This is a genomic window from Celeribacter sp. PS-C1, from assembly GCF_019429625.1.
Classification (GTDB): domain Bacteria; phylum Pseudomonadota; class Alphaproteobacteria; order Rhodobacterales; family Rhodobacteraceae; genus Celeribacter.
This window is the reverse complement of record NZ_JAHXRW010000001.1, coordinates 230184-252836: the sequence shown is the minus strand read 5'-3', so window position 1 is coordinate 252836 and position 22653 is coordinate 230184. Positions and strand designations below refer to the sequence as shown.

Annotated in this window: 23 protein-coding genes and 1 tRNA gene; 10 read left to right on the top strand and 14 right to left on the bottom strand. The window is 57.2% G+C overall.

Annotated features, from left to right (window positions below; translation table 11 throughout):
* Positions 1-36: 36 nt before the first annotated feature.
* A complete protein-coding gene (locus tag J5Y17_RS01240; protein WP_219783633.1) occupies positions 37-1470 on the bottom strand; it encodes an NAD(P)-dependent oxidoreductase in 1434 nt (477 codons plus the stop codon).
* Between the two features lie 228 nt (positions 1471-1698).
* On the opposite strand from J5Y17_RS01240, the gene J5Y17_RS01235 reads away from it, so the two are divergent.
* Positions 1699-2502, top strand: a complete 804-nt coding sequence (locus tag J5Y17_RS01235) for an undecaprenyl-diphosphate phosphatase (protein ID WP_219783386.1) — start codon at positions 1699-1701, stop codon at positions 2500-2502.
* Between the two features lie 52 nt (positions 2503-2554).
* Here the strand turns inward: J5Y17_RS01235 and J5Y17_RS01230 are convergent, their stop codons facing one another.
* Positions 2555-3541 (bottom strand): complex I NDUFA9 subunit family protein, encoded by a 987-nt coding sequence (locus J5Y17_RS01230; protein ID WP_219783385.1) that lies wholly within the window; start codon positions 3539-3541, stop codon positions 2555-2557.
* Positions 3542-3685: 144 nt separating this feature from the next.
* Between J5Y17_RS01230 and J5Y17_RS01225 the strand changes: the two genes are divergently transcribed.
* Positions 3686-3772 (top strand) — tRNA-Leu (locus tag J5Y17_RS01225).
* Positions 3773-3869: 97 nt separating this feature from the next.
* Here the strand turns inward: J5Y17_RS01225 and J5Y17_RS01220 are convergent.
* From J5Y17_RS01220 to J5Y17_RS01205, 4 genes are read right to left on the bottom strand one after another with little or no spacing between them, the layout of a single operon-like run.
* Positions 3870-4652 (bottom strand): ABC transporter ATP-binding protein, encoded by a 783-nt coding sequence (locus tag J5Y17_RS01220; protein WP_219783384.1) that lies wholly within the window; start codon positions 4650-4652, stop codon positions 3870-3872.
* Positions 4649-5644: an iron chelate uptake ABC transporter family permease subunit gene (locus tag J5Y17_RS01215; protein ID WP_219783383.1), complete on the bottom strand. Its 996-nt coding sequence runs from the start codon at positions 5642-5644 to the stop codon at positions 4649-4651. Before J5Y17_RS01215 ends, J5Y17_RS01220 begins: the two co-directional genes overlap by 4 nt.
* Positions 5631-6551, bottom strand: coding sequence for an ABC transporter permease (locus J5Y17_RS01210; RefSeq protein ID WP_255571775.1), 921 nt, complete (start codon positions 6549-6551; stop codon positions 5631-5633). Before J5Y17_RS01210 ends, J5Y17_RS01215 begins: the two co-directional genes overlap by 14 nt.
* Positions 6552-6608: 57 nt before the next feature.
* A complete protein-coding gene (locus J5Y17_RS01205; protein ID WP_219783382.1) occupies positions 6609-7511 on the bottom strand; it encodes a siderophore ABC transporter substrate-binding protein in 903 nt (300 codons plus the stop codon).
* A gap of 305 nt (positions 7512-7816) precedes the next feature.
* Here J5Y17_RS01205 and J5Y17_RS01200 point away from each other — a divergent pair, with 305 nt between their 5' ends.
* The 7 genes from J5Y17_RS01200 to J5Y17_RS01170 all read left to right on the top strand — a co-directional run bounded on the left by J5Y17_RS01200 (position 7817) and on the right by J5Y17_RS01170 (position 12598).
* Entirely contained in the window at positions 7817-8428 is a 612-nt protein-coding gene (locus J5Y17_RS01200) for a ribonuclease D (protein ID WP_219783381.1), read from the top strand.
* 22 nt (positions 8429-8450) lie between these two features.
* The gene (locus J5Y17_RS01195) at positions 8451-9413 is read left to right on the top strand and encodes a KpsF/GutQ family sugar-phosphate isomerase (RefSeq protein ID WP_219783380.1); all 963 of its coding nucleotides are present in this window, start codon (positions 8451-8453) and stop codon (positions 9411-9413) included.
* Between the two features lie 9 nt (positions 9414-9422).
* Positions 9423-10022 (top strand): LPS export ABC transporter periplasmic protein LptC, encoded by a 600-nt coding sequence (gene lptC / locus J5Y17_RS01190; protein WP_219783379.1) that lies wholly within the window; start codon positions 9423-9425, stop codon positions 10020-10022.
* A gap of 17 nt (positions 10023-10039) precedes the next feature.
* Positions 10040-10540, top strand: a complete 501-nt coding sequence (gene lptA, locus J5Y17_RS01185; RefSeq protein WP_370628808.1) for a lipopolysaccharide transport periplasmic protein LptA — start codon at positions 10040-10042, stop codon at positions 10538-10540.
* A complete protein-coding gene (lptB, locus tag J5Y17_RS01180; protein ID WP_219783378.1) occupies positions 10540-11271 on the top strand; it encodes an LPS export ABC transporter ATP-binding protein in 732 nt (243 codons plus the stop codon). Before lptA ends, lptB begins: the two co-directional genes overlap by 1 nt.
* 243 nt (positions 11272-11514) lie before the next feature.
* Positions 11515-12090 carry a ribosome hibernation-promoting factor, HPF/YfiA family gene (gene hpf, locus J5Y17_RS01175; RefSeq protein WP_219783377.1) on the top strand — a complete coding sequence of 192 codons (576 nt, stop codon included), beginning with the start codon at positions 11515-11517 and terminating at the stop codon, positions 12088-12090.
* 43 nt (positions 12091-12133) lie between these two features.
* Entirely contained in the window at positions 12134-12598 is a 465-nt protein-coding gene (locus tag J5Y17_RS01170; protein WP_219783376.1) for a PTS sugar transporter subunit IIA, read from the top strand.
* Positions 12599-12611: 13 nt separating this feature from the next.
* On the opposite strand, the gene J5Y17_RS01165 is transcribed toward J5Y17_RS01170, so the two are convergent.
* From J5Y17_RS01165 to cysQ, 8 genes are all read right to left on the bottom strand, one after another.
* Positions 12612-14039 carry a nodulation protein NodH gene (locus J5Y17_RS01165; RefSeq protein WP_219783375.1) on the bottom strand — a complete coding sequence of 476 codons (1428 nt, stop codon included), beginning with the start codon at positions 14037-14039 and terminating at the stop codon, positions 12612-12614.
* Positions 14040-14042: 3 nt separating this feature from the next.
* Positions 14043-15740, bottom strand: a complete 1698-nt coding sequence (locus tag J5Y17_RS01160) for a beta-1,6-N-acetylglucosaminyltransferase (RefSeq protein ID WP_219783374.1) — start codon at positions 15738-15740, stop codon at positions 14043-14045.
* On the bottom strand, positions 15737-16723 hold the full coding sequence (locus tag J5Y17_RS01155) for a glycosyltransferase family 2 protein (protein ID WP_219783630.1): 987 nt from the start codon (positions 16721-16723) through the stop codon (positions 15737-15739). The genes J5Y17_RS01160 and J5Y17_RS01155 overlap by 4 nt, the downstream gene beginning before the upstream one ends.
* Before the next feature lie 183 nt (positions 16724-16906).
* A complete protein-coding gene (locus tag J5Y17_RS01150; protein WP_219783373.1) occupies positions 16907-17812 on the bottom strand; it encodes a glycosyltransferase family 2 protein in 906 nt (301 codons plus the stop codon).
* Positions 17813-18001: 189 nt separating this feature from the next.
* Positions 18002-18988, bottom strand: coding sequence for a UDP-glucose 4-epimerase GalE (gene galE / locus J5Y17_RS01145; protein WP_219783372.1), 987 nt, complete (start codon positions 18986-18988; stop codon positions 18002-18004).
* A gap of 9 nt (positions 18989-18997) precedes the next feature.
* Positions 18998-19897 (bottom strand): UTP--glucose-1-phosphate uridylyltransferase, encoded by a 900-nt coding sequence (locus J5Y17_RS01140; RefSeq protein ID WP_219783371.1) that lies wholly within the window; start codon positions 19895-19897, stop codon positions 18998-19000.
* A 188-nt stretch (positions 19898-20085) separates the two neighbouring features.
* On the bottom strand, positions 20086-20886 hold the full coding sequence (locus J5Y17_RS01135; RefSeq protein ID WP_219783370.1) for a 3-deoxy-manno-octulosonate cytidylyltransferase: 801 nt from the start codon (positions 20884-20886) through the stop codon (positions 20086-20088).
* Between the two features lie 2 nt (positions 20887-20888).
* On the bottom strand, positions 20889-21686 hold the full coding sequence (gene cysQ, locus J5Y17_RS01130; protein WP_219783369.1) for a 3'(2'),5'-bisphosphate nucleotidase CysQ: 798 nt from the start codon (positions 21684-21686) through the stop codon (positions 20889-20891).
* Between the two features lie 145 nt (positions 21687-21831).
* On the opposite strand from cysQ, the gene J5Y17_RS01125 reads away from it, so the two are divergent.
* Positions 21832-22650 (top strand): ABC transporter permease, encoded by an 819-nt coding sequence (locus J5Y17_RS01125; RefSeq protein WP_219783368.1) that lies wholly within the window; start codon positions 21832-21834, stop codon positions 22648-22650.
* Positions 22651-22653 lie beyond the last annotated feature (3 nt).

Genomic DNA, 22653 nt, shown 5'->3' with positions numbered 1-22653 from the left:
GGCGGAGGAGACCTCTCCCCTCCTTTTGAATTCGAATTACTCGGCGGCCACAGCGGCGGACTGGTCGATATACTCGATCATCGCATCGGCAGCTTCGCGGCCGTCGCGGATCGCCCAGACGACCAAGGACGCGCCACGCTGGATGTCGCCACAGGCGTAGACACCCTCAAGCGAGCTGGCGTGGGTTTTGAAATCGGCCAGAACAGTGCCCCAACGGGTCACTTCCAGACCATCCACGCCCCAAAGCTTAGGAAGCTCTTCCGGCTCGAAACCAAGCGCCTTGATCACCAGATCGGCCTCTTCGACATAGTCGGCACCCTCGATCACTTCGGGGGACTGACGGCCGGAGGCATCCGGCGCACCGAGGCGCATTTTCTGCACCATCACGCCCGAAACTGGATCGCCCGCAAAGCCTTTCGGCGCGGAGAGCCATACGAATTCGACGCCTTCTTCCTCGGCGTTTTGGGTCTCACGCTGCGAACCCGGCATGTTGGCCCGGTCACGACGGTAGAGACATTTGACCGAGGTCGCACCCTGACGGATCGCGGTGCGAACACAGTCCATCGCGGTATCGCCGCCACCGATCACGACGACCTTCTTGCCATTCGCATTCAGCTCACCGCTTTCATATTCCTCGACCTCGTCACCAAAGGAGACTTTGTTCGAGGCGGTAAGGTAATCAATAGCCTTGACGATGCCGTCGGCACCCGAACCGGGACCTTGGAGATCACGGGATTTGTAGACACCCGTCGCGATCAGCACGGCGTCGTGTTTGCCACGGATCGCGTCAAAGGAAATGTCTTCGCCGACGTTACAGTTAAGCACGAATTCGACGCCCGACTTTTCGAGCTGTTCTACACGGCGCAGCACAACGTCTTTCTCAAGCTTGAAGCCCGGAATGCCGTACATCATCAACCCGCCAGCACGGTCGGACCGTTCGTAAACGGTGACCTTGATGCCTGCGCGACGCAAACGGTCGGCCGCGGCCAGACCACCCGGGCCGGAGCCGATGATGCCAACGCTTTCCTCGCGCTCGACAGCCGGCGTGATCACCTCGACCCAGCCGTTTTCCCAAGCCGTGTCGGTGATGTATTTCTCGACGGAGCCGATCGTCACCGTGCCGTGGCCGGAGTTCTCAATGACACAGTTGCCTTCGCAGAGACGGTCCTGCGGGCAGATGCGGCCACAGATTTCCGGGAAGGTGTTGGTCGCCTGAGAAATCTCATAGGCCTCTTTCAACCGTCCGGTTGCGGTCAGGCGCAGCCAGTCGGGGATGTTATTGTGCAGCGGGCAATGCGACTGGCAATACGGCACGCCGCATTGCGAACAGCGCGACGCCTGTTCTTCCGCTTTCGCTTCGACGAACTCGCCATAGATTTCCAGAAAATCGTCCTTACGATCTTCCGCGTCCCGCTTGGTGGGCATGTCCCTGCCTACCGTCACGAATTTGAGCATCGGCTCTTTCGCCATGACACCACATCTCCGAAGGTTGGTTGTGAGTTGAAGTTTCATTATAAGGACTCTGAGAAAAAGAAAAGTCAGAAGTGCTGTCTTATTTTTCGTTTTTCTCTCGCCGCAGCGCAGGAATTTGCGTCGCAACCCATAAATTTATGTCAGCACTTATGACCTACAAATGGTCTTCTTATTGATTCCACGTAGGTTTATGCTGTCGGCACTCAGGATCGCCACGGAGTCGTTATGAGTCTTTTCTATCTTCTAATCGTCGCGATCGTGCAGGGTATTACCGAGTTTCTTCCGGTTTCATCCTCAGGTCACCTGATTCTTTTGCCCTTTTTCATGGGCACCCAAGACCAAGGCCAGGCCATCGACGTGGCGGTGCATGTCGGCACTCTGGGCGCAGTGATCTTTTACTTTTGGCGCGATGTTAGCGTCGGCCTGGCGGGCCTGCCCCGCATGATGACCGGAAAAATCGACACACCCGGCTCAAAACTGGCCTTCCTTTTACTGATCGCAACGATCCCGGTGGTCATTTTGGGTCTCATCCTGAAAGTGACCGGCCTGTCCGATGCGATGCGTAGCCCGACCGTGATCGGTTGGACCATGCTGATTTTCGGCCTTGTGCTCTATTGGTTCGACCAAAAGGGTGCCGAGGTCAAAACCGAGGGCGATTGGTCCCTTAAAGACGCGATCAAGCTTGGCCTCTGGCAAGCTGTCGCGCTCATCCCCGGCACCTCGCGCTCGGGCATCACCATCACCGGCGCGCGCGCCATGGGCTATACCCGCCACGACGGCGCCAAGATTGCCATGCTGATGTCGATCCCGACGATCATGGCCTCCGGCATTCTCCTGGGCGCCGAAGTGGTTGGCGATGCCGATTGGGCAATGCTCAAAGATGCGGCCATCGGCGCCGTCTTTGCCTTCATCGCCGCACTTTTGGCCCTGACCCTAATGATGCGCCTACTCAAATCCATCAGCTTTACACCCTATGTGATCTACCGCGTGATCCTCGGCGTCGTACTGCTGGTGATTTCCTACACATGAAAAAAGCGCGTCCGGTGGAGGACGCGCTTTGAATTTTCAAAGATAAGCGAAATCAGATTTTGCGCAGGTTCTTCGCGCTTTCGCGAATCGCGTCATACTGACCCGACGGGCGATAAACCCACATGTAATCCGGCAGAACCGCCTGAAGCGCCGTCGGCTTAATCCCGAGGTCAGCAAAGCTCTTGGCGCCTTCAGAGACAACATTGTCCACTTTCAGGTTTTTCACCTGATCGCGGGTCAGAATGCCATTGTGGAACAGACCGGCGGTGAGGAATTGCGCCACGGAGAAACCGGTCGCCATCAGATTGCCAACCCAGAACGGCAGGTTCAGGATCAGACGATTGCGGTGAATCGCCTCAAGCATATCGGCCATGAGACCTTTCAGCGTGTCCACATCCGGACCGCCCAGCTCATAGATGCCCGGCTCAGCATGGCCCAGAATGCCGCTGACGGCCGCCTGCGCGACATCATCGACGTAAACGGGTTGGAACTTGGTGTTTCCACCCACCAGCGGCAGGATCACATTCTTTTCGGCCATCTTGCCGAAGCGATTAAAGAACTCATCTTCCTGACCGAAAATCACAGAAGGACGCAGGATCATTGCGTTCGGGAAGGCCTCGAGCACCTTGGCCTCGCCTTCCGCTTTGGTGCGGGAATATTCAGATGCAGAATTCGCATCGGCGCCCAGAGCGGAGAGATGCACCAGACGTGCGATGCCTTGGGCCTCGGCGATTCGAGCGATCCGGGCAGCACCCTCGGATTGCACCGCAGAGAAGGAATTCTTACCGCGTTCCGTCAGAACGCCAACGCAGTTCACGACGGCATCCGCGCCGATCATCGCCGCGCGCACCGACTCATCGTCGCGAATGTTGCAGAACACCGGCTCGACCTGACCGACCGCGCCGTAGGGTTTCACATGAAGCGACTCATTCGGGCGACGCACTGCAACACGGACACGCCAGCCCTCCTTTGCCATACGCCGAGCGATATACCGCCCGACAAAGCCAGCGCCGCCATAGATGGTGACCAGTTTCGTCATCTGCATCTCCAATGCCAAATTGTCGCTTTTGCTTAGCTTTTAGCGCGGAAATGAACAAGACGCTATTGCTGCTATAAAAAACCTTTCAAATGGCCGTTGACACTTCCACGCAACCTCATTACATCGCGGCCTCACGACATCTGTGCCCAGATGGCGGAATTGGTAGACGCGCTAGCTTCAGGTGCTAGTGTCCGTATGGACGTGGAGGTTCGAGTCCTCTTCTGGGCACCAAAAACATTTTCAAACGAAAATGTTTGATCGCATCCTCATACATCTCAGGCGACAGTCGTTTTTGCTCAAATGCGATGAGAGCTTTTGTGCTTCGGCCCTACGACTCCACCAAAGGCTCCGGCGCGATCTGGTGTAGAGCGAAGGGATGACCACCCACAGTCTCCACCGCAATGTCCAGTTCGAATACATCGCGCAGGCAAGGTCTGTTGACGATTTCTTCTGGCGTACCGAGGGAATGCAACCGCCCGTCTTTGAGCGCCACGATCAGATCGGCGTAGGCGGCAGCAAAATTGATGTCATGGACGACAATCACAAAGCTCTTGCCACTCACCCGCGCCGCCTCTTTCAGACGCTCCATCATCTGGCGCGCGTGCTTCATGTCGAGGTTGTTGAGCGGCTCATCCAAAAGCACGTAATCCGTGTCCTGCGCCAAGACCATGGCGACAAAGGCTCTCTGACGCTGCCCGCCAGACAGCTCATCGAGGAATCGCCCACTCAGAGGGTGCAGCCCCATCATCTCTAGGGCCTTCTCCACATGCGCGTGATCCTCGGCAGTCGGGCGACCTTTGTGATGCGGGTAGCGGCCAAAGCCCACCAGATCGGCGACCGTCAAACGCGCAGCCACAGAATTGTCCTGACGCAGAATCGACAGACGCCGCGCCAGTGCATCGGTCGGCGTCGTCGTCACATCCGCACCATCCACTGTGATTTGTCCGCCTTGCAGCGGCGTCAAACGCGCAATCAGGGACAAGAGCGTGGATTTCCCTGCCCCATTCGGCCCGATCAAGGCCGTGATACCACCCCGAGGAATCATCAAAGACACATCGTTCAGGATCGAAGCGCCGGCAATCTGATGGCTCACATGCGAAATCTTGATCATCGTCTGACCCCTTTGAGAAGCAGGTAAAGAAAGGTGATGCCGCCCAGCGCATCGATCACCACGGAAAGCGTGCCTTGGAGGCCCAGCACATGCTCATAGATCGCCTGCCCGCCCACCAAGGTGATGATGGCAATCAGGGAACTAGCCAAAAGCGTCGGCGCGAACCGCGCGCCGGGCAGGATGCGATAGGCCAGATGGACGACGAGCAAGCCAAAGAAAGTGACAGGGCCCACAAGCGCGGTGGAGACCGAGACCAACAGGCCGATCATCCCAAAGGCCGCAAACATCACGCGCCGATAGCGGAGGCCCAATCCAATCGCGGTTTCGCGACCCAGCGCCAGCACATCGAACTGATGCCGCATATGCCAAAGCACTGGTAGCGTGAGAGCCGTAAGACCGATCGAGATCCACAAGAGGTCGATATTCACCGCATTGAAACGTGCAAACATGGCGCCCTGCACGACCACAAATTCATTCGGGTCGATCATGCGGGAGATGAAATTCGACAGGCTGCGAAACAGCGTGCCGAAAATGATACCGACCAGAACGAGGAGATGCAGATCGCGGGACCGGGCGGTGAAAAGCCACAGGAAAAGCGCAGTCGAGAACCCCATCATGACCAGAACTTCAGCGGTGAATTTCACCACCGGATCAATGTCGAGCGTGGCCATGGCGCCCATACCGAACACCAGACTGGTCTGGATCATCAGATAGAGCGCATCAAAGCCCATGATTGAGGGAGTCAGGATTTGATTGCGCGTGGCGGCGTGGAAAAGCTGCGTCGAGGTGGCAATGGCAAAGGCCACGAGAATCAGCCCGGCCAGCTTTCCGGCGCGAAAGCTGAGCGCAAACTCCCACGCGCCCGCAGGCACACCTAGCGTCAGAAACAGCCCCACCGCAATCACGGCCAGCAAAGCCAGAAGGACCAGCGGCTTAACCTGCATTCTGCGCTGAGCGGGGAAAGGGAGGAACGCGGCACTATCGGACGGCATGACTCTGACGTCCCAGCAAAAGATAGAGGAAGATCATCGAGCCGATCACACCAAAGATCGTGCCGATGGGAATCTCATAGGGCTGGCGAATGACCCGCCCGATGATGTCGCACAGCAATAGCGCCCCTGCCCCAAGGCTCGCCGCCCAAGGCACCGCCGCACGCAGGTTGTCACCCATGATACGGCTGACGATATTGGGCACGATCAGCCCCAGAAACGGGATCGCCCCCACGGTGACCACGACGACAGCCGTGGTGACAGAGACGATGATCAGACCCGTCCACATCACGGTGCGATAATTGAGCCCCAAGGTGATCGAGACATCGCGACCCATCCCCATGATGGAAAACCGATCCGCAAAGAGATAGCCGATCACAGCCAAGCCACCCGTGAGCCACAAAAGCTCATACCTCCCGCGCAAAACGCCGGAAAACTCACCCGTCGTCCAGATGCCGAGATATTGCAAAAGATCGAGCTGATAGGCGAAAAACGTCCCGATCGCGCCAATCACACCGCCCAGCATCAGCCCCACCAGGGGCACCAGCAAAGGCTCGCGCGGCGGCAGCCGGTCGAGAATTTTGAGAAACAAAAGCGTACCTGCAATGGCACAGAGAGCGGCGATCACCATCTTGACCATCAAAGACGTGGTCGGAAACAGGGCAACCGCAATCAACAGCCCAAGCCCCGCGCTTTCCGCCGTTCCCGCCGTCGAAGGCTCGACGAATTTATTGCGCGTGAGCATCTGAAAAATCAGCCCGGAAATCGCCATCGACGCCCCGGTGAGAATGATCGCCAGCGTGCGCGGGATGCGACTGGCCAGAAGGATCAGCGCATCATCGCCCTCGCCTCGGAACACCGCGCCGAGGTTCATATCGGAGGCACCGATCATAAGGCTGAGCCCGGCCATTAAGACCAGGCTCCCCAAGGCGAGCAGCATATGAAGCGCTGGCAATCTCATCGGTCTTTACTGAGCGCCCTTATAGGCCGCGATAAATTGATCGACCGTGTCCTGAAGCGACCGCACACCGGTGGTCGCGATGTAGAAATCGGCCGGGTGGACGTAGATCACCTGACCTTTTTGCCAAGCCGTGGTCTGCGCGATCAACTCGTTGTCGAGCGTTTCTTCGGCTTTCGGCCCATCGCCATTCGTCGCGCGCGTGCGGTCGAAAACGATCATCCAATCGGGGTTTGCCTCATGCAGGAACTCAAAGCTGACGGCTTCGCCATGAGTTTGCTCATCGACATTCTCCATGAGCGGCTCGATCCCCAAAGTGTCATGCACCCAGCCAAAGCGCGACCCCGGACCAAAAACTGAAAGCTTCGGCCCGTTCGTCATCACGATAAGGCCCTTGCCGGCTCCGTCAGTCAGCCCGCGGACCTCTTCGAGGGACGCCTCCAGATGAGCGAGCAACGCCGCCGCTTCGTCTTCTTTGCCGAACAACTCGCCCAATTCCCGCGTCTGGGTCAGAACTACCTCACCGATGTCCTCTGAGAACGGGCTAAGATCGACGGTGGGCGCGATTTTCGACAGGGCGTCGATTTGGTCTCGCGTGCGCGGCCCGGCGATGATCAAGTCAGGTTTCAGTGCAAACACCTGTTCGAAATCAGGCTCGAACAACGTCCCGATATTGGCGCGCGAGCCGTCATCCAGACCGGTCAGCGCCGGGACCAGCATCGGCTGCGTGATCCCCGCCACATCGACGCCCAGCGCGGTGAGGGTATCGAGCGCGCCAACATCATAGCTGATGACGGTTTGCGGCGTCTCATCAATGGTAACCGGCCCCAAAAGCGTTGTGAGTTCGGCAGCACTTGCAGCCGTCGAGAACGAAAGAACGAGGGCGACGCCCCTCATGAAATGTGCGTACATGGCGGATCTCTTATCTATGAAAGACCGGCCACTGGCGGCGGCTGGGAGCGCGGTCGCATTTGCTCGGCGTTGTTAGCAATAGATTTAACCGACAAAAAGCCTAAAGTTTTCTGGCGCTGTTCAATTTTTTGCGCGCGGGGCTATATTTGCCGACTTTATCGGCACCTTGCGCACAGTTGAACCGGGCTGATACCCACCTGTCTCGACCTGCTCTCTTGCCCCACCACGTGCAAAGGATTAAGACCCTGTTCCAACATATTGGTCAGAACTTTGGCCAATTCATTGGACAGCGCAAAGGCACGACGATGGCAAATTTTCTCTATAAAAACGACCTCCCGGACGATCTCGACCTCGGTCCGGTCGTCGCCATCGATTGCGAAACCATGGGGCTCAACCCGCATCGCGATCGCCTGTGCCTCGTGCAAATGTCCGGTGGCGACGGCAACGCACATCTGGTTCAGGTCGAGCGCGGCCAGACCGATGCGCCGAACCTGTGCAAAATGCTCGCGGACCCGAATGTGCTGAAGCTGTTCCACTTTGGCCGCTTCGACATCGCCGCCATGCACCACACCTTTGGAACGCTGGCGGCGCCGGTCTATTGCACCAAAATCGCCTCGAAGCTCGTGCGCACCTTCACGGATCGCCATGGGCTCAAGAACCTGCTCGATCAGCTGTTGAAAGTGGACATTTCCAAGTATCAGCAAATGAGCGACTGGGGCGCGCGCGACCTGACCAATGCCCAGCTCGATTACGCCGCCTCCGACGTGCTTTACCTGCACCAGCTGCGCGACAAGCTGAACGAAATGCTGGAGCGCGAAGGCCGGATGAAACTCGCGCAATCCTGTTTCGACTTCCTGCCGACCCGCGCACAGCTTGATCTCGAGGGCTGGCCCGAGATCGACATTTTCTCTCACTGACATCTCTTTTGAGGTTCGGCACATGACCCAATCCGACGCATTCCTGTCCACCGCCAAACGTGTGATCGCGCAGGAGGCCGAAGCACTCGGGCTTTTGTCCGATAGCCTCGGTGTGGAATTCACCACCGCCGTGGAAACCATCCTGCGTGCCAAAGGCCGCACGATTGTGACGGGCATGGGAAAATCCGGCCATATCGCGCGCAAGATCGCGGCGACGCTGGCCTCCACCGGCACGCCCGCGCATTTCGTGCACCCGGCCGAAGCGAGCCATGGCGATCTGGGCATGATCGGCGATGGCGATGTCTGCCTCGTGCTGTCCAACTCCGGCGAGACCCCGGAACTGGCCGATGTGATTGCCTACACGCGCCGCTTTAAAATCCCGATGATCGGCGTGGCCTCGAACCCCGACAGCTCGCTTATTCGCGCGTGTGATGTGGCTCTGATCCTGCCGAAAGCCGCCGAGGCCTGTGGGCATGGCATCGTGCCGACCACCTCGACCACGATGACTTTGGCTCTGGGCGATGCCTTGGCTGTCGCGCTCATGGAACACCGCGCCTTTACCGCCGACAATTTCCGCGTGCTGCACCCTGGCGGTAAGCTTGGCTCTCGCCTCACCAAAGTGCGCGATCTCATGCATGTGGATATGCCTCTGGTCAGCGCCGAAACTCCCATGCGTGAGGCTTTGTCGGTGATTTCCGACAAAGGCTTTGGCGTGGTCGGTGTGATCGACGCCGAGGGCCAGCTGAGCGGCATCATCACCGACGGTGACCTGCGGCGTCATATCGACGGGCTGCTGGACAAAACGGCCGGTGACATCATGACCCGGAACCCGATGACGATCTCCTCTGACGCTTTGGCCGAAAAAGCCGTCGCGCGCATGGATGAGCGCGCAATCACCTGTCTGTTTGTGCGGGATTCTGCCGAAGATGGGCGGCCTTGCGGGATTTTGAAAATTCAGGACTGCCTTCGCGCCGGTGTCGTGTAAGACGTCCTTATGGCGCGGTTCGACAACCCTTATTCCAAATTCGTGGCATTCGCGAAGATTGCCCTGCCGCTGGCGAGCCTCGTGCTTTTGGCCACGCTCTTTTTGTTTGCCCGCGACCGCGAGGTCGGCCTGTCGATCCCCTATGCCGATGTCGACATCGAAACGCTTGCACGCGAACAGCGGGTCGAAGGCCCGTCCTTTGCGACCGTGACCCGCGATGGCTCGGAATTGGAGATCTCCGCCGAAGTGGTGCGTCCTGATCTATCAACTGAAGACGTGGTAAATTCCAATGCCGTGCGCGGCGCGCTTCGGATCCCGGACAATGGCTCCGTGACTCTCAAGGCAGATGATGGCGTGATCGATGGCCCCAGCCAGATCGCCGAACTCTCCGGTCATGTCGAGATCGAGACCTCCACTGGCTACACGATCACCTCGAACCGGATCGCCACCATGTTGGACGTCTCGCGGATCGAAAGCCCCGGAAGCGTCGAGGCAAACGGTCCCGCGGGCAATTTGACGGCAGGCTCCATGGTGATTTCACAAGATGCCGAATCTGACGCCTACCTTCTTGTTTTCAAGGGCGGCGTAAAGCTGGTATATCAGCCCTGACATTTGAGGACTTTGCCGTGACGATCATCCGTACCCTTTCCCTGACAACCGCGCTGATGCTCACGCTTGGTTTGAGCCACCCCGCACAGGCACAAGGCACGCAGATCGCCTTCGGCGGCCTCAAACATGACAGCAGCCTGCCGATTGAGGTCACATCCGACCAGCTCAGCGTCGATCAGGGCACAGGGAAAGCCCTGTTTTCCGGCAATGTCGTGATCGGCCAAGGCCCGATGCGCCTGACCGCTCAGACGGTCGAGGTTGTCTACGCCAGCGAAGGCGGCGCGATTGCGCGGCTTTTGGCCTCTGGCGGCGTCACCATGACCAATGCCGGTGAAGCCGCAGAGGCCCAGCGCGCGGAATACGACCTCGAATCAGCGACCGTTGTGCTCACCGGAAATGTACTTTTGACCCAAGCCAACAGCGCGTTGTCGGGCGAGCGGATGGTGATCGATCTGGACACCGGCACAGGGCGCATGGACGGTCGGGTGAAAACGATCCTGCAATCTGGGAACGACTGATGAGCGACACCACCGGGCTGAAGGTGCGCAACCTGCGCAAAGGCTATCGCAAACGCACCGTGATACGGGACGTCTCTCTCGATCTCGAGCGCGGCGAGGTGGTTGCCCTGCTCGGTCCTAACGGCTCCGGCAAAACCACCTGTTTCTATTCCATCGCAGGCCTCGTCATGCCCGAAGGCGGAGAGGTGATTGTGGATGGCCGCGACATTACGCTTTTGCCGATGTATCGCCGCGCCAAGTTGGGGGTTGGCTACCTTCCGCAGGAGGCCTCCGTGTTCCGCGGCCTCTGTGTCGAGGACAACATCCTCGCCATTCTCGAGGTGTCTGAGAGCGACCCGCTTTTGCGCCGTGAAAAGCTCGAAGATCTGCTGTCCGAATTCTCCATTTCGCACCTTCGCCGCGCGCCGGCATTGTCGCTGTCAGGCGGGGAACGCAGGCGAGTCGAGATCGCAAGATGCCTCGCCTCCGATCCGTCTTACGTTCTGCTCGATGAGCCCTTCGCAGGCGTCGACCCGATTGCTGTGGCTGAGATTCGCGGGCTGGTTTCCGATCTCAAGACCCGCGGCATCGGCGTGTTGATCACAGACCATAACGTACAGGAAACATTGGGAATTATTGACCGCGCCTATATCCTCCACGACGGTCATGTCCTGATGTCCGGAACCAAGGAAGATATCGTCGCCGATGAGACCGTTCGGCGTGTGTATCTTGGTGACAATTTCCGCATTTGAACGCGGGTTTTGATTGACAATTCACCGCATTCTGGCGCCTTATAATGGTCCAATGCGTGACGTACGAATGACAGGATGCGCCATGGCACAACAGGGCCACAGAGCGTCAGAACACACCCCGACACAGCGTGCCGGTTTTGTCTCCGTCGCATGTATTGAATTCCCGCTTTCGACAAAAACCCACGACCTCGAAGACACGCCGAAAAGCGTTCGGGCATAGGTCATATTAAGAAGGAGGTATCTATGCGGTACCAAATCAGCGGCAAACAAATCGACATCGGTGCAGCGCTTCAGACGCATGTCAAAACCGAGCTCGGCTCCGTGCTTGAAAAATACGCGCAACGTCCGACCGATGCGAATGTCGTGTTCTCCAAAAGTGGGGCAGAATATGTTTGCGAGGCCGTGGTGCACCTGTCGACCGGTCTGACGGCCCAGGCCAGCGCCCGCGCGCATGAGATTTACGCCGCTTTTGACGCCTGCGCGGAAAAAATGGACAAGCAACTGCGTCGCTACAAGCGCCGGTTGAAAGATCACCATAAGGAGCGCGCAGAGCCTGTTGAACTCTTCGGCGGTTCCCAGTATATCCTCGCCGCATCGGAGCATGACGAGGATCAGGAACCCGACAGCTTGCAGCCGATGATCATCGCCGAAATGGAGGCGTCGATTCCGACCCTCACGGTGGGTGAAGCTGTGATGCAGATGGAACTTGCCGGAGCTCCGGTCCTTGTGTTCCACAAGGAAGGGAAAGCTGGTGTAAACGTGGTCTACCGCCGCCCGGATGGGAACATCGGCTGGATTGACCCCAACAACGCGACATAAAGAAACCGACCCGCCTCGACGGGTCGGGGCGGGTAGTTTTCGAATGGATATCGCAAAGATTTTGGACCCACAGGCTGTTAAGGTCGTGGGCAAAATGACCAGCAAGAAACGTTTGTTTCAGGATCTCGGTGAGATCGCGGCAAGCGTCTATGGTCTGACTTTGAACGACACTGTCGATGCACTTCAGGAACGCGAAAGCCTTGGCCCCACTGGTGTGGGCCACGGCGTCGCCCTGCCGCATGCGCGGATCGAGGGGCTCGACCGCGTGGTTGGCACCTTCTTGCGTCTTGAAAGCCCGATGGATTTCGATGCGGTGGACCGTCAGCCGGTCGATCTGATCTTCGCGCTCTTCGCCCCCGCCGAATCCGGCGTCGATCACCTCAAGGCACTGGCACTCGTGTCCCGCACCATGCGCAATGGCGACATTTGCGCCAAGCTGCGCGCGAACAACGAGGCCGCCACGCTGCACGCGATCCTGACCGAAGGACCGGCGACTAAGGCCGCCTGATCCTTTATCCCTGTTACTGACCCCAGGGCTTGAACCCGAACATCATGTAATCGCGCTGATAGGCCGCTTTGACGGCCTCTTCGACCTCTGCGTCATAGATCTCGGCGAGCGTGTAGGGCGCATCTTCCGGCTCATCTTTAAGAAGCGCGGGCTTGATCCCAAGGCTCGCGGCCAGATGTGACAGGTCCTCCGCCAGACTTTCTTCCCGGATCACGATGTCCGGCAGAGAGAAATCGGCAAAACCTTTGATCACCTCAGATTGCGAAGCCCAAGTGCCATCGACCCGCACCGAGGTCTGGCCATTCAGATTGCCCTGCACAAAGCCCGCAAATTTGAGAAACGCCTCACGATGCTGATCGCGGGTGTAGCTCTCCGTTGGCTCAGCCGCAGGCAGGGGAAGCTTATAGGTCGCACGCAGGGTCTCACGAATTTCGCCGTAGGTCTTGCCGCTGATGTTCAGGATGTAATCGCAGAACACACGATGCAAACGCTGCGCCGGATGCGAAATCACAGTAAAGCTGCGGTGCCCCTTATGCTGGCGCTTCCACTGGCGCAGGGTCTTTTGTGAAAACCCATGCTGCAACGCCTCCGGGTCGACCTTGTCCAGTGCAGACATCCATTCTGCCACGGCGGCCTCAGGTCCACCGCGCACCGGCATATAGAGCAACGACGTCTCTGCCGCCGCCACATAGGTCGGAACGGCGGGTTTGCGGCGCGGCTCGAAATTCGGGGTGCTCGAAAGGTTAAAGTGATCCACGCTCGAAAGGTCTGACATCATGTCTGCGTAGTTCAGCACCTTGTCCTCAAGACGCGACGGGTTCTGCACCTTGGTCTTTTGCGAGGTCTTGTTACGCTCCGCAGTGACACCGAGAAAGCGCGCCAGACCGTTCAGAACCTCGACGTCCTGAATGTCCTCGTAATTGATGTAAAACGCCGTCTGGCCGCTCATCTGAAGCTGACGCTGAAGGAAAATTTGAAACGCCTTCAGCTCGTCCAGCATCGTTTGGAATTCGCGCTTGTCGAAGGTGACCTTCGCTGATTTCGCATCCTTGAGATCACCCAAACGCCACTGACCGGTCACGCCCGCAATCTTACGCGATACGTAACTGTCCAGTGGATTGCGCGTCAGAATGATTTTGGCGCATTTGGGGTCGTGAAGCACATGGTCCAAAATGCGAGGGTCGTGATCGTGAAAGAACCGAAACCCCGCCAAACCCTCTGTCGATTTACACAGCTTTTGCAAAAGCGCGGTCGGATCGGATTCACGCTCCAACATGGAAATACCAAGCATCTCTTTTTGCTGCGACTTGCCGATGAAGCCCGGATTGAACACCTCCCCCCAACATTTCAGCCCCGGATAGGCATTGACGTTTTCTTCCAGAAAATTGGAACCGGTCCGCATCTCTGCAAAAATCACGAAATAGTCGAAGGGCTGGGCCATGAATTATTTTACCAAGTAAGGACGCTTGTTTGAGCGCGGACGCGTATCGGGTTCGTTGCCCATGGGGAAATCGCCCATGAGATGAGGCTTCATACCTTGGTTTTTCAGGTTCTGCAGGAATTGTCCAAAGCCAGTGAGGTCTCGCATGCGCGGCGCCTCGGTCAGGCGGCGGATATTGCGCGGACCGATCTCGTCGATGATCGCCTGCAAAGGCTCCATTTGGCTTTCGATGAAATCCGCCATGGTCCAGATTCTGATCCGCGCCTTGACGTGTTGCGAACGCAAAATGTCGATGTGCTGTGTCTCGATCTTTTGCAAGCGGGCGGCCTCACGGCGAATTTCGGAAAAGCTCAGGTTAGAGCGGAACAGCGTCACAGCCCAGGCCCCGGAAATCACCGAGATCTGCGCATTCGGGTCCGTCGCCACAAGCCAGGTGATGTCCTGAGTGTCGCGCGGTCCGAACATGAAACACTGCCGCTCACCGCGGGTGTTCCAAATCAGCGAGGTCAGAAAGCCGCAGGGGTTGTAGTCCCGCAGCGCCGCATGATCTGACAAAGCTCCGGAAAATACCTTTTGCCCGCTTGAAAACTCGGCCCGTTCCGGCGCGAAAAGATGTCCATGTACTCGCGCTCCGACAGATCGCGCCAGCCATTCGTCGAAGTCCTCGAAGAGATCGGAGAAGCCTTCGAAAATCGAATAGGGCGCGCTGGTCTTGCCATGGCCCTTGCCATGTCCGGGCTGACGGCTTTGCATATAAAGCCCTTCGCGGCCCATGACCCGCCGCTCGACCGCCTTAGCAAAGATACGATCTATTTTGCCTGGATTGGGTTCTGTTCCCTTCATCGGATTAACATCCGGATTGAGGAACGTTGCATAAAGCCGCTCCGCCTTTGGCCACATTTTGCGCGCCACAAAACAGTCGGAGCGCCGCAAAAGCTGAAGGTGATCGTCGTAGAAAATATGCGGTTTGCCCTGATAGTCGAATTTCGACAAGGTCAGGGACCGGCTTTCGATATTGTTGGAATAGAGCCGCACGAGGGTCTGATAATAGCTCTCGTCCGGAATCCACACGCGTTTGAAATAAGCGTCATAGGCCTTGCGATCCGGGTCCTCAAGAATCGCCGATAGAGTCTGACGCGTCAGGCACCACCATTGCGACCCCAGATGCGGCACAAGCCCGTCAGGGATTTTTCGTTTGTACCCGATCTTGCGTTGCAGATGGACATAGCGATCAAACAGCCGCCTCTGCTTTTTCCACGAGAATGGAAAGCGCAGAGTGAATCGCTCCGAGTCCAGCCCGCCAACGGTCCAGGGCACATCCTCCGTCGTCACACTCTCGATGAAATTCGTCATCGGACGCGCCGCGAGATAGTGTTTCAGATCCTCGACGGGGCGCAGTGGCAGACAGGCGCCCGAGGAGAGATAAACATGTCGCGCCTCGGGAAAACGCGACAGCATAAGCTCTGAAGCATCTTGCGACGCGCGCACCAAAGACCACGTGCCCCAGTCACAGGCATATCTTTTCGAGAACACCACGTTGTCGAGATCGGACAGGCTGTCGACAAAAGGCTGATAGACCTCTTTCTTCACCCTCCGGTCGACATGGATCACCACGGGACAGCCATGGGTCGCCCAGTGGCGTGCCACCTGTTCGGCCCGGTGCAGAGCGGTGTGGACCAACATCACGAAACCGACCGTCATGCCCAGTTCCCCTTGGACATGAGGCCCAAAATCTCAAGCTGACGCCAGTTGATGTATTTCTCAGACCAGTTGCACCACAGGTCCGGGTCATCGTTGATCCGGCTGTGATAGGCAAGGTATTCACGCGAGCCTGCGTAATGCTGACGCCGCTCCAACTCTTCGCGGGTTTTCTCCACAAAAGTGTTGAGGAATTTGGCGTGCAGCAGCGCGCCGGAGGCCTTTTCACCACCCTCGGTCTCATACACGAGGTTGAGCCCCCGCGGCAAAAGCATATGCGTCGACTGCATGTAGGCGTAATCGCGATGCCATTTGACCAGCGGGATTTTGTTCAAAGACGGCGCACTTTTCGGATCGTCCTTGAAAAAAAGCCGCGCTCGCGGGCCGCCCTGAATCCAGAGATTGTAATACTCCGGATTCATTGAAATCATATAGTTGCCGCTGTCGAACCATTCCGCGATCTCGAACGGGTTTTGCCCTTCGCGGTAAGGCTGCGCATCAATCGGCCCTTTCGGATACATGTCGATCAGCATGGCCGAAAAGCTTCTAATCCCGGAGTTGTCGAGCCAATCGGTGAGCGCCGGGATAGGGCGCGTGTCACAAAACGGAAAGACGAGGAATTCATCCACATCGACTGTGAGCGTCCAATGCTCGTGGCAGTATTTCCGGGCGATCCAGTTCATCCAATGCACGCCGAACATCGAGGTGCGATAGCTCGCCGTCGTGTGCCAGATCGACACGTCCTCTTGCCCCAAAAGCAACTTGCGCGAGCCATCGTCGCTATCGTTGTCGATGAAAAGAAAATGGCGAACGCCCATATCCCGATAATACTTCAGGAAAAATGGGAGGCGCACATATTCGTTGCGCAGGGTGCAGATCAACAGAATGTCGTCGGGACGAATGCGTGAGGTATTGTCCTGAATAAGAGTCAGCTCCCGGCGCGCCCGAAAGGCTCGCCAGAGCGCGCGTTTGCGCCTCAGCCGCATCTTATATTGCCCGAACCTGCTCACCAGTTTGCCCTTATGTCCCCGGGTCAAGATGATAGGTCAATTCGCGCCTTCTTCCAGAACCCTTAAAAGTAATTTACGTATTTCGATCAAATCGTAAACAATTCAGATTAGATCGCATAATTGTTTATATCTATTTACCAAAGCTACCCGTCTCGCCCACTACTCCCGCCAACTTCCGCGACTCATCAAACCAAGTGCCTCTAGCTGCTCCGCCCCCTCATAGGCTATGGATGCTTCATGCCACAGGTCAGGCCCTTTGATCACCGCATCATAGTAATCACCGAAGGCGTCAGGTTGCGCAAAGTGCTGCTTTCGGGTCTTTTCTTCGCGGGATTTCTCAATCGCCACAGGCAAAAATTTGGTGTGCAAAAGCACACCACTCAGACACGCGCCACCCGGCCCGTCATAGGCATGATTTAGAACAGACGGCAGCATGGCGTGGGTCGAATTGATATACACATAACGCCAATGCCACTTCACCAAGGGCAGCTTATTCAGTGTCGGCCCGCGCCGCGGATCATCGGCGAAAAAGACCCGCTCACGCGCACCTCCTTGGACCCAAAGATTGTCTTTCGGCACCTGTCGCACCGCGCGATAGGGAGCCGGGTCGAAATAGGGTGTGACCTCTAAAGGGTCCTGCCCGGCATGATAGCGAACCTGATCAATCGGCCCTTTCGGGTAGAGATCAAGCATCAAGGCGCCCAACGCTTGCTGGCCGGTCTCATCCATAAAAAGGGTCAAATCCCGCAGAGTTTGGGTCTTATCACCGGGAAAAACCAAAAGCTCGTCAGCATCCAACGTCAAACACCATTTGCCGCGCGCATATTTCATCTGAAGCCATGTGGTCCAGTCGAGCCCAAAGCGAGCGTCCTTGTAGCTCGCCGACGTGGACCAGAGCGACACGTCCGGCTCACCCGTCAAAAGCGTGCGCGCGCCGTCGTTGCTGTCGTTGTCGACAAAAAGGAAATGCGTCACGCCAAGGCGACGATAATACTCCAAGAAGTAAGGCAAACGCGGCACCTCATTGCGCAAGCAGGCAACGCACAGGATTGAAGCGTCATCCATCCCTGAGGTCCGGTTCTGCACAAGGCGAAGCTTGTGACGAGCGCGGAAGGCTCGCCACAACAGATGGCGTCGCAAAACCCGCAACTTATACCTTTGCCAAAGCCGGCCCAAACCTGTCCCCTTCTACATACCGGGCCAGACTAGAGCCTTTTTTAAGAAAGCTGAATCACTGTTTTCGCGCTGTGCGCCTCACTTGTCGTAATGCCCGGTTTGATGCCATTTCCAGGCATCGCCAATCATCTCGGCAAGGTTCGATCGATCCGGCGACCAACCAAGTTCCTGGATCGCGCGCTCAGAGCCAGACACCAGCTTGGTGCAATCTCCGGGTCGACGATCGCCCTCGACATAGGGCACATCCATATTGGTCACGGCGCGAGAGTGGTCGATGACCTCACGCACGGAAAAGCCCTTGCCCGTGCCAAGGTTGAACACCCGGCTGCCTTTACCCTCTTCGAGCCATTTCAGACCCAAAACATGCGCATCGACCAGATCGCAGACATGCACATAGTCGCGGATGCAGGTCCCGTCGGGCGTGTCGTAATCCGTGCCGAAAATGGTCAAAGCGTCGCGTTTGCCAGCAATCGCGTCGAGCATCAGCGGGATGAGATGGGTTTCGGGCTGGTGGAATTCGCCCACTTCCGCCTCCGGGTCACCACCCGCTACGTTAAAATAGCGGAAAATCACGGAGTTCAGGCCAAACCCCTGTTCGAAATTCTCAAGAATGTCCTCGATGGCGCGCTTCGAGGCCCCGTAGGAGTTGATCGGCAATTGCACCGAGTCCTCGTCCAGCACCACGTTGTCCTGATCGCCATAAGTCGCGCAGGTCGAGGAAAACACGAAATTCATGCAACCCGCCGCAACAGCCGCCTCGATCAGCGTCAGAGAACCGATGACGTTGTTGCGCCAGTATTTTCCGGGGTCCTTCATGCTTTCGCCGACCTGAGAGAAGGCGGCGAAATGCATCACGGCAACGGGATCGTATTTGGCGAAAACCTCATCGAGACGTGCGCGATCCAAGAGATCGCCTTTCTCGAACGGGCCGAATTTTACGGCATCTTCCCAACCCGTAGACAGGTTGTCGAAGGTGACGGGCTCATAGCCCGCTGCGCGCAGAGCTTTACAGGCGTGCGAACCGATATAGCCCGCACCCCCGGTCACAATGACGGATTTTGCCATGTAAGGTCCTTACTGAGCGGCAGCACGAACTGCGGAGAGTTCATCCAAATACTCCTGAAGCTCATCGCGAAGATCGTCACGCGACAGGCCGAAGGAGATCGTTGCCTGAAGGAAACCAGCTTTCGAGCCGCAGTCAAAACGCTGACCCGCGAAGCGATAGCCATAAACGCCACGCTCCGTCCCGATTTCATCCGCGATCGCATCGGTGAGCTGAATCTCACCACCAGCACCGGCTTTCATCTGGTTCAGGTTCTGCATCACGGCCGGGTCAAGAATGTAGCGACCGATCACGGCGAGGTTCGACGGCTCGGTGCCCGGCGCAGGTTTTTCGACCATGCCTTTGACCGAGACGGTGCTGCCCATGTCCTCTTTCACGTCCAGAACACCGTAGGCAGACACTTTATCCGCAGGCACTTCCATAGAGGCGACCATGGAGCCAGATGCACCAAGTTCTTCGTAGGCTTCGACCATCTGTTGCAGACAGGGTTTCTCTGCCGCGATGACGTCATCCGGCAGGATCACGGCAAAGGGTTCTTTCGGGTCCAAAAGACGACGCGCGCACCACACAGCGTGACCAAGACCAAGCGCCTTGTGCTGACGGATATAGGCGATGGCACCGCTGTCCATATTCGTGGTTTTCAGAACTTCGAGAAGTTTGTCTTTGCCCTTCTTGCGAAGCTCCTGCTCCAACACCGGCGAGTGATCAAAGTAATCCTCAAGCGCGCCTTTGCCGCGCGAGGTCACGAAGATGAACTCTTTGATCCCTGCCGCCCGCGCTTCGTCGATGGCATATTGGATCAGCGGGCGGTCGACCAAGGTCATGATCTCTTTCGGGATGGATTTGGTTGCGGGCAAGAACCGCGTGCCAAGACCCGCCACAGGGAAAATCGCTTTGGTCACTTTCTTCATCTTCTACTCCTTCGGCTCGCACTCATGAGCCCATTAATTTTGTACGCTTGCCCCAACCATACGAACAATACGCCCGAAGATCAGCAACAGGCGTATCTATTCACATAGGAAAGGCACAGTTTTACAACTCTGTCTGGTCTTGCCTAGCATCCGCACAAAAAACAGGCAAAGAGTTAAAATCTGACGCGTTATTTGACGCACATTTCCGCCAACATCGACTCAATGCGCGGCACGTCCTCGGGGTTGTTCAACTCCCAGAACTGCCGCCCCCGAGATTCGACCTCAACGCAGAGAACCGGGCGCTCTTGTTCGAGGAATCGGAGTTGCTCCAGACCTTCGAGACGCTCCAGCGGCCCCATAGGCCATTTCGGATAGGCGCCCAGCGCGGAGGGACGGTAGGCGTAGACCCCGACGTGATGAAACACTGGCGTTTCGTCCGTATCGGCATAGGTTTCAGAGGTGTAGGGAATCACCTCTTTCGAAAAATAGAGACCTTTATGGTCCGACCCGAAGACAGCGGTGGTGCCGCCGACGCGGCCGGCCTTGCGATCTTCGAGAAACCCGTTCAGCGCGCGACCGTCACAGCGCAGCACGGGCGTCGCCACCTCTGCCGTCGGATGAGCGCGCAGACCTGCGACCAGATCTTCGACGAACCACGCAGGTGTCAGAGGCGCATCGCCTTGCAAGTTGACAATGATGTCATAGCCACCGCCCAACGTCTCAAGCGCCTCGGCGCAGCGTTCGGTCCCGTTGGCACAGGTCTCGGACGTCATCACGACCTCCGCGCCAAAGGCCTCGGACGCCGCACGAATGCGGTCGTCGTCGGTGGCCACCACCACGCGATCCACACCTTTTGCGGCCACAGCGGCCTCCCAGCTGCGCTGGATCAGGGATTTCTTTTCGCCCGTGGCGCCAGTCAGCTCCACAAGCGGCTTACCCGGGTAGCGCGTCGATGCGAACCGGGCCGGAATAACGATCAAAACGGACATCTTCAGGCGTCTTTCAGCTCAACGCCCGGCGCATAGGCGATAAAGAACGGGTTGGCGTATTCTTCTTTGCCATAGGTCAGCGGGCTGTGATCGTCGAAACGCACGACTTCGCCACCCGCGCCCAGAAGCACAGCGTGACCCGCTGCCGTGTCCCACTCCATCGTGCGTCCAACACGCGGATAGAGATCGGCTTCGCCTGTCGCCACGAGACAGAATTTCAGCGAAGACCCCGCCGATTTGCTATCTTTGGCTTTGTATTTCGAAAGGTAATCTTCGGTCGCCTGATCGCGGTGAGATTTCGATGCGACAATCATCAACGCCTCATTGTCCGGCTTGGACACGGAAATTTCCTTCATCTCGCCCGGAGTTGCGGCATCGAAAGGACCGAGTTCCTCATAGGACTGACCCGAAGCATCGGTGATGAACAGCCGGTCCTTGGCGGGCGCATAGACTACACCACGCAGCGGCACACCTTTTTCGACATAGGCGATGTTGACGGTGAAATCGCCGCGCCGTTTCACGAATTCCTTCGTGCCGTCCAGTGGGTCAACGATCAGGAAAGTGTCGGATTTCAGGTCGTGAGAATCGGCCTGTTCCTCGGTGATCAGCGTCACATCCGGAAAGGCCGCGCGTAGACCTGCGGAGATCAAGGCATCCGCTGCCTCATCCGCTTCGGTCACCGGGCTTTCGTCAGACTTTGTTTTGACCTCGAAATCATCCGAATTGTAGATCTCAAGGATCTTCTCCCCGGCCTCGATCGCAAGGCGTCGCATCACCGGGATGAGTTGATCAAAATCCATTACTACGCTCCTAAATCGCCACATCGATGCGTTTTCATTGAAAGAAAACCTCAACAACCTTATGCTACGCCTCACAGGGAACAGCAAGAAATCCCTCGCCCGTATCCAATATCGGCAGGCATTATTCTCAGGACAGGACAACAGGATGTTCCACTACACCAGAACCCAAAGCGGTCTGTCGGCCGCCCTGACGGTCCTGCGGCTGATTTTCGTCAACACGGTCAGACATGTGCGCAAATCGAACGGCAATCCCCTCATCGGGTTGCTTGTCAGCATTTCGCAAACACTGATCCTCGTCGCTATTTTCAGCTTTATGTACACAATTCTGGGCGTGCGCGGCTCAGCCATTCGTGGCGATTTCATCCTTTTTATTCTGTCCGGCATTTTCTTGTTTCTGACACACAACAAATCCCTCACCGCCGTTGCCTCCTCGGAAGGCGCCACTTCCCCGATGATGCAACACGCACCGATGAACACGGCCATCGCGATCACCTCAGCAGCTCTGAGCACACTCTATACTCAGACCCTTTCGGTGGCCGTCATCCTCTTTGGGTATTCACTTGGCTGGGGCACCGCGCATTTCCAGAACATCTCAGGTGCTTTCGGAATGTTCCTATTGTCTTGGGCCTCAGGGTCGGCCATCGGAATGGTGTTTCTCGCAGCAAAACCTTGGGCTCCTGGCTTTGTTAATCTTCTGCAGACGATCTACACACGCGCGAACATGTTCACCTCTGGCAAGATGTTCGTTGCCAACCAGACCCCCAGCTACATGATCGCCATGTTCACCTGGAACCCTCTGTTTCACACCATCGACCAAGCCCGCGGTTTTACCTTTGTGAATTACAACCCGCACAAAAGTTCGATCATGTATCCGGTGGTCTTTACGCTCGTCTGCCTGACCATCGGGCTGTTGGCAGAGTTTTTCACTCGCAAACGTGTGTCGCTGAGCTGGGGCGCGCGGTAAGTC